Genomic DNA, 6589 nt, shown 5'->3' on the forward strand with positions numbered 1-6589 from the left:
CTGCTGTGTTGTTTCATTACTTGTTTGCGCCTGGCTGTCTACGCACACCGGAACGGGCATTGGCGAGGAACCCCACGATGGCGGCGGTGCCTACCAATACCTGCGCCAGCAGCGACTGCCAGGTGGGATACAGGCCGATCCACTCGATGCGCGGCAACGCGAGCGGTGTTTGAGAGATCCAGCCCGCTTCCTGCAACGCGGCCACGCCTTTACCGATCAGGATGACCGCCATCACCGCGATGAGAATCGAGCTGATCGAAAAGAACCGGCCAATCGGCAGTCGCCTGCTCATGCGCAGCATCCAGTACGCCACCGCAGCCAACACCGCGATTCCCGCCACCAGGCCTGCGAGGATGGCGGTGGACGCCTGATCGCTCCACATCGCGATGTAGAACAAGATCGTCTCAAACACCTCGCGGTACACCGCGACAAAGGCCAGCATGAACAGGAAAACAGCCGAGCGCCGTGTCAGCGCAGTCGTCAGCTTGGCGTGCAGGTACTCCTGCCACCGCCCTGCAAGGCTCTTTTGGTGCATCCAGATGCCTACGCTGAGCAGGACAGCGGCAGCGAACAAGGCCGAGACGCCCTCAGTGACTTCCCGGTTCGCACCGCTGATATCAACAAAGTAAGTGGCCACTGCCCAGGTAGCTGCGCCTGCCAACAACGCGCAGATCCAACCCGCATGCACATACGGCAACACATCAGACCGCTCGGCTTTACGCAAGAACGCCACGATACCAATCACGATCAGCAGCGCTTCCAGTCCTTCGCGTACCAAGATGGTAAAGCTGCCTAGAAACGCGGTGCTGGCGCCTATTCGGGTGTCCTGCAGCGCCACGTCCGCGCGATCAAACAGCTGGGCAATTTGCGCTGCCTGCCCGGCAACGTCAGCCGCGGGCGCATGCTGATCCAGCTGCGCGCGGTAGCCTGCCATGGCCGTCTCGATCTCTCGCAGCAATGACGGATTGCGCGTGGCCAGCGTGGGTTCAAGCGGCTCTACACCATCCAGATAGGACGAGAGCGCAAGCTTTTTGGCTTGAGCCAGGTCCTCATCAGCGTAAGCGCGCTGGCTGGCGGCCAGTCGCTGCCGCGCCACCGCAAAGCGATCGGCTCCTGGTACCGCTTCGTTTACTGCCTGTGGCTGCGAACGCAGGTAGGCGATGATCGCGTTTGCCTGATCGGCGGGCATCGTGGTGGCAAGATCGGCCTCTCGCGTGCGTGTCAGCGCTTCGAGCGAGGGAATGTGCGTATGGGCCTCGGCACTGGTGCGCCATAACGCCTCACCTTGAGCCTTGGCTTGCGAGGAGTACCCCAAGCTGCCCACATAGAATGCCAACGCCCAGCGATCACTTTCTGACAGCCCAGAGAAGCTGACCATGCCGGTACCCGGCACACCCTGGGAAATGACCTCGTACAACGACAGCGGCGTTCGCTGCGCGGCGCGAGTGGCATCGGTGAACGCGATCGGCGGCGGACTTAACGCTTGCGCGGCGGGGCCATCACCGTGACCTGTGGGGCCGTGACAGGCCGCGCACTGCTGGCTGTAGATGGACGCGGCCTGGGAGGTCTTCGGCGCGCTCGCCGGAACAGCGCCGATCGGGTAGCGGGCCAACAGCGTCGTGCCGAGCCCGCGCGCCAACGTTGCCACTTGCGCCGGGTCGGCCTTCTCTGCCACCGCCTGGACCAGGCGGTCGGCCTGGGCCGTCAGCTCCTGCTGGTTCTGGCCACCGGGCAATGCTGCCAGCTGACTGCGCACGGCGCCGGCAAACTCGCTCATTTCGGCGTATTCGTTGGGGGCAATTACGCGACCGGCCTGGACCGCGCCGGGGTAGTCGACCGCGATGTAATCGAGCATCTGCCAGGTTTGGCGCAGGTCTGCTGCGGCAGGCTCCGCCTGAGCAGAAGCGGGCAGAACCCAGCCGATCAGCAAGGCAATCAGGCAGTAGCGAATCAAGGCGATGGGCAGTGGCATGGTCGTCACATGCAGCGCCGCGGCCGGAGTGGCGGCGGATACGGGTTCAGCGTAAAGTCCGTAGCTACTACGGAGTCAAGCGTACTACGAATGAAAATCAGTGAGGCTGCCGACGCCAGCGGATGCCACTTGGAGACGATTCGCTATTACGAGCGGATCGGGTTGCTGCCGCGCCCGGGGCGCACGGGCAACGGCTACCGGGTCTATGGCCCGGCCGACATCGAGCGGCTGCGCTTCATTGCGCGTGGCCGGGACCTGGGCTTCAGCCTGGAGGAGGTCCGCAGCCTGCTGCAGCTGGCCGGCGATGAGGAGCTTTCGTGCGGGGACGTGGACCGGTTGGCCCGCAGCCATCTGGCCGACGTGCGCGCCCGCATGGCCGACCTGCAGCGCATGGCCAGCGAGCTGGAACGGGTGATTGCCAGTTGCCATGGCGGGCAGCGGGCGGAATGCACCATCCTGTCGACGCTGCGCCAGACGACCTCGGTGGAGGCCACGCGCCAGTGACCGAACTGGACCGCTACCTCGATGCGGCCACGCGCCAGAACACGGTGCGCAGCTATGCGTCGGCGCTGCGGCACTTCGAGGTTGAATGGCAAGGCCACCTCCCAGCGACACCTGACAGCGTGGCCCGGTACCTGGCCGCTTATGCGCAGACCTTGGCGACCAGCACCCTCCGCCAACGTCTGGCGGCCATCGCCTCTTGGCACCGCGACCACGGCTTTGTCGACCCGACCCGATCGCCGCTGGTGCGCAAGGTGCTCAAAGGCATCCAGACCCTGCACCCGGGCCAGGTCAAGCAAGCCGCGCCGCTCCAGATTCGGCGGCTGGTCGAGCTCGATGACTGGCTGGCCGCGGCGATCGCTGCGGCACATGCCCGGGGCGATGGGCCGGCGGCGCTGCGCCATCAACGAGACCGAGCGCTGGTGCTGCTCGGGTTCTGGCGGGGATTCCGTGGCGATGAACTGCTGCGTCTGGACGTGGCCCATCTCACGCTGGTGCCGGGACAGGGGATGACCTGCTTCTTGCCACGCAGCAAGGGTGATCGCCAGGCAGCCGGCGTCACCTACAAGGTGCCGGCGCTGTCGCGGTTATGTCCGGTGGAGGCGACCCAGGCGTGGCTGCAGGCGGCCGACCTGCAAGAAGGGCCGGTGTTTCGGGCAGTCAACCAATGGGGCCAGGTGAGCGCCGAAGGCCTACATCCCAACAGCTTGGTGCGCCTGCTGCGCGAGTTGCTGACCAGTGCCGGCTTTGCCGATGCGGGGCTCCACAGCAGCCATTCGTTGCGCCGCGGCTTTGCCAGCTGGGCCAACGACCAAGGCTGGGACATGAAGGCCTTGATGGAGTACGTGGGCTGGCGCGATGTGCAGTCGGCCATGCGTTACCTGGACGGGCGTGACCCGTTTGCCCGGGACCGCATTGAAGCAAGCCTGCCCAGTCCAACCGTGCCGGTACCGGCGATGGCACTGCCGGCGCCGGAGGGCAAATCGGCCCTGCAGCTGCGCCTGCGCATGGTGCTGACCCCGTTTGCCCGCACGGGCCGCGGCGCGGCCAAGGCCCGAGGCCGAATTGAAGAGATCTGCTTGGCCCCGTTCCAGGCTGTGCGCCTGAACACCGCCAGCAGCGAGTACCAGTTGACTGCTCCCACCGATCCCGAAAGGGATCTGGATGAAATCCTGGCCACGTTGCTCGATGACATGCACCGCATGGCCGATACGCACCAGTGCTTCCTGGAAGCGTCGCTCAGTACAGACGACGGCCGGCACTGGGACTGATCCCCCTCACACCCTCCGGATCCAATGGCTACCCTTCACGAGACCGCCTACCCGCGACTGAAGCCTGATCCCACCGCCAAGGAACTGGAGGAGATCTATACCCCGACCGCCGCTGAGATTGCATTCGCCAAGCAGCTGACCACCCAGCCGGGTCCGCAGCTGGCGGTACTGATTCATCTCAAGCTCTTCCAACGCTTGGGCTACTTCACGGTGTTGGCCGACGTACCCGAGCGGATCCGGAAGCACATCGCCAAGGCCGCCCGACTCGGGCGCGTATTGGACACCGACCAGCTCGAACGCTACGACGCTTCCGGCAGCCAGCGCCGGCATATGCCGCAGCTTCGGCAATTCATCGGGGTACGTCCCCTGGATAAATCGGGCTTGGCTTGGCTGGACACCGTGGCCACCGGAGCAGCCCAGACCAAGCACACCATCCCGGACATCGTGAACGTCCTGCTCGAAGAGCTGGTGCACCATCGCTACGAACTGCCCGGTTTCCGCACTCTGGAGCTGGCCGCCATCGGCGCCCGTGAGCGGGTCAATCTGGGCTACTACCGCAGCATCAGCCACGCACTGACGCCTGCCACGCGCACGCTCATCGACGAACTGCTGCGCGCACCGGAAGGGTCCAGGTTCACCGGCTGGCAATCACTCAAGCGCGAGCCCGGCCGGCCCACCAACAAGGAAGTTCGGTTCTATCTGCAGCACATCCGCATGCTGCAGCAGTTGGCCGACCAGCTGCCTCCCATTGATGTGCCGGTGCCCAAGCTCAAGCAGTTCCGTGCGATGGCTCGGGCCTATGACGCCAGCGAGCTGGCCGAACTGGCTCCGGACAAGCGCTATGCGCTGGCCACCATCTTCATTCGCGCCCAGCATGCCAAGACACTGGATGATGCAGCCGAGTTGTTCATCAAGCAGGTGCGCGGGCTGGAGAACACGGCCCAGCAGAAATTGCTGGCCTACCAGCTCGAACATGCCAAACGGGCCGACTTCCTCATCGGCCAGCTCAAGGAAATCCTACAGGCCTATCAGCTCGACGGCAGCGATAGTCAGCGCGTGGATGCCATCGACAACAGCCTGGAAGCGGAAGTGTCGACCTTGCTGGCCGAATGCGAAGAACATATGGCCTACGCCGGGAAGAACTACCTGCCATTCATGCTGCAGCCCTATGGCGCGGTCAGGCCGCTGCTGTTCAATGGGCTGGAGCTGATGAAACTTCGGGCGACCAGCCACGACGCCGGCATGGAGCCGCTGATCGCAGCGGTGCTCTCGCTGCGCAACCAGCGCCGTGAGCTGATCGAGGTCGCCTCCCTCGGTTTGGACCCGGAAAAGGACTTTGACTGGATGTCCAAGCTCTGGCGTCAGCACGTGTTCGGCAAGCGGGCCAGTGCAGCCGGCGCCGGCTGGATGCACCGTAAGTACTTCGAGCTGGCCGTGCTGGTGCAGGTCAAGGACGAACTGAAGTCCGGAGATCTCTTCATTCCCAGCAGCGAACGGTTTGATGACTACCGTGAGCAGCTGGTCGATGAAGCCACCTTGGCCCAGGAACTGGAAGCCTACGGCCAGGTGTCAGGCCTGCCCACCGACGCCGAGTCTTTCGTGGCGGGATTACGTGCACAACTGACCTCCCTGGCCGATGAGGTCGACGCGCGTTTCCCGGAGAACGTACATGCGGACATCCTGGATGGGCGCCTGGTGCTGCGGAAGGGGCAACGCGCCGAAGTCTCCAGCGCGATTACCACCGTGGATCGCCTCATCGCCGAACGGCTTCCAGAATCCAGCATCGTCGATGTCCTGATCGATGCCAGCCAATGGCTGGATCTGCACCGTTTCTTCCGCCCGATCGCCGGCACCGAGAGCCAGGTCGAAGATCTGCCCCGACGTGTGATCACCACGCTATTTTGCTATGGCTGCAACCTGGGGCCGACGCAGACGGCGCGGTCGATCAAGGGCTTCAGCCGGCGCCAAGTCGCTTGGCTAAACCTGAAATACGTGACCGAGGATGTGCTTGAGAAGGCCATCGTGGAGGTCATCAATACCTACAACAAATTCGACCTGCCTGGCTATTGGGGCAGCGGCAAGAGCGCATCAGCTGATGGCACGAAGTGGAGCGTCTACGAGGACAACCTGCTGTCGGAGTATCACATCCGCTACGGCGGCTACGGTGGCATCGGCTACTACCATGTGTCCGATAAATACGTGGCGCTCTTCAGCCACTTCATTCCCTGTGGCGTGCACGAGGGCATCTACATCCTCGACGGTCTGTTGGCCAACACTTCCGACATCCAGCCTGAGATCGTCCATGGCGACACGCAGGCCCAAAGCTACCCGGTCTTCGGCCTGGCCCACATGCTGGGCATCCAGCTGATGCCCCGGATCCGGAACATCAAGGACCTGACATTCTTTCGGCCCGAACCGGGTAGGGCTTATAAGAACATCCAGGCACTGTTCGGGGACAGCATCGACTGGCAACTGATCGCCACCCATCTCCACGACATGCTGCGCGTGGTGATCTCAATCCGATTGGGCAAGATCACCGCGTCCTCGATCCTGCGCCGGCTGGGCACCTACAGCCGGAAGAACAAGCTTTACTTCGCATTCCGAGAACTTGGCAAGGCCGTCCGAACGCTGTTCTTGCTGCGCTACATTGATGACAACGAGATCCGCAAAACGATCCATGCTGCGACCAACAAGAGCGAGGAATACAACGGCTTCGTGAAATGGGTGTTCTTTGGCAGCCAGGGGATCATTGCTGAGAACGTCCAACACGAGCAGCGCAAGATCATCAAGTACAGCCAGCTGGTGGCCAACATGATCATCCTCCACAACGTGGAAGGCATGAGCC

The 6589-nt window shown here is 63.4% G+C and carries 4 protein-coding genes; 3 read left to right on the forward strand and 1 reads right to left on the reverse strand.

Annotated elements, in window-relative coordinates:
* Positions 1-16: 16 nt before the first annotated feature.
* The gene (locus QMX78_RS01240; protein WP_005413375.1) at positions 17-1972 is read right to left on the reverse strand and encodes an FTR1 family protein; all 1956 of its coding nucleotides are present in this window, start codon (positions 1970-1972) and stop codon (positions 17-19) included.
* 90 nt (positions 1973-2062) lie between these two features.
* Here QMX78_RS01240 and QMX78_RS01245 point away from each other — a divergent pair, with 90 nt between their 5' ends.
* The 3 genes from QMX78_RS01245 to QMX78_RS01255 all read left to right on the forward strand — a co-directional run.
* Complete coding sequence (locus QMX78_RS01245; protein WP_012480230.1) at positions 2063-2476, forward strand: helix-turn-helix domain-containing protein; 414 nt, start codon at positions 2063-2065, stop codon at positions 2474-2476.
* Positions 2473-3744, forward strand: coding sequence for a site-specific integrase (locus QMX78_RS01250; protein ID WP_005413373.1), 1272 nt, complete (start codon positions 2473-2475; stop codon positions 3742-3744). The genes QMX78_RS01245 and QMX78_RS01250 overlap by 4 nt, the downstream gene beginning before the upstream one ends.
* A gap of 24 nt (positions 3745-3768) precedes the next feature.
* Positions 3769-6589 (forward strand): Tn3 family transposase (locus QMX78_RS01255; RefSeq protein ID WP_282265771.1); only part of this gene is annotated, 2821 nt, incomplete at its 3' end.

The sequence above is a fragment of the Stenotrophomonas sp. PS02298 genome (assembly GCF_029959445.1).
In the GTDB taxonomy this organism is placed as follows: Bacteria; Pseudomonadota; Gammaproteobacteria; order Xanthomonadales; family Xanthomonadaceae; genus Stenotrophomonas.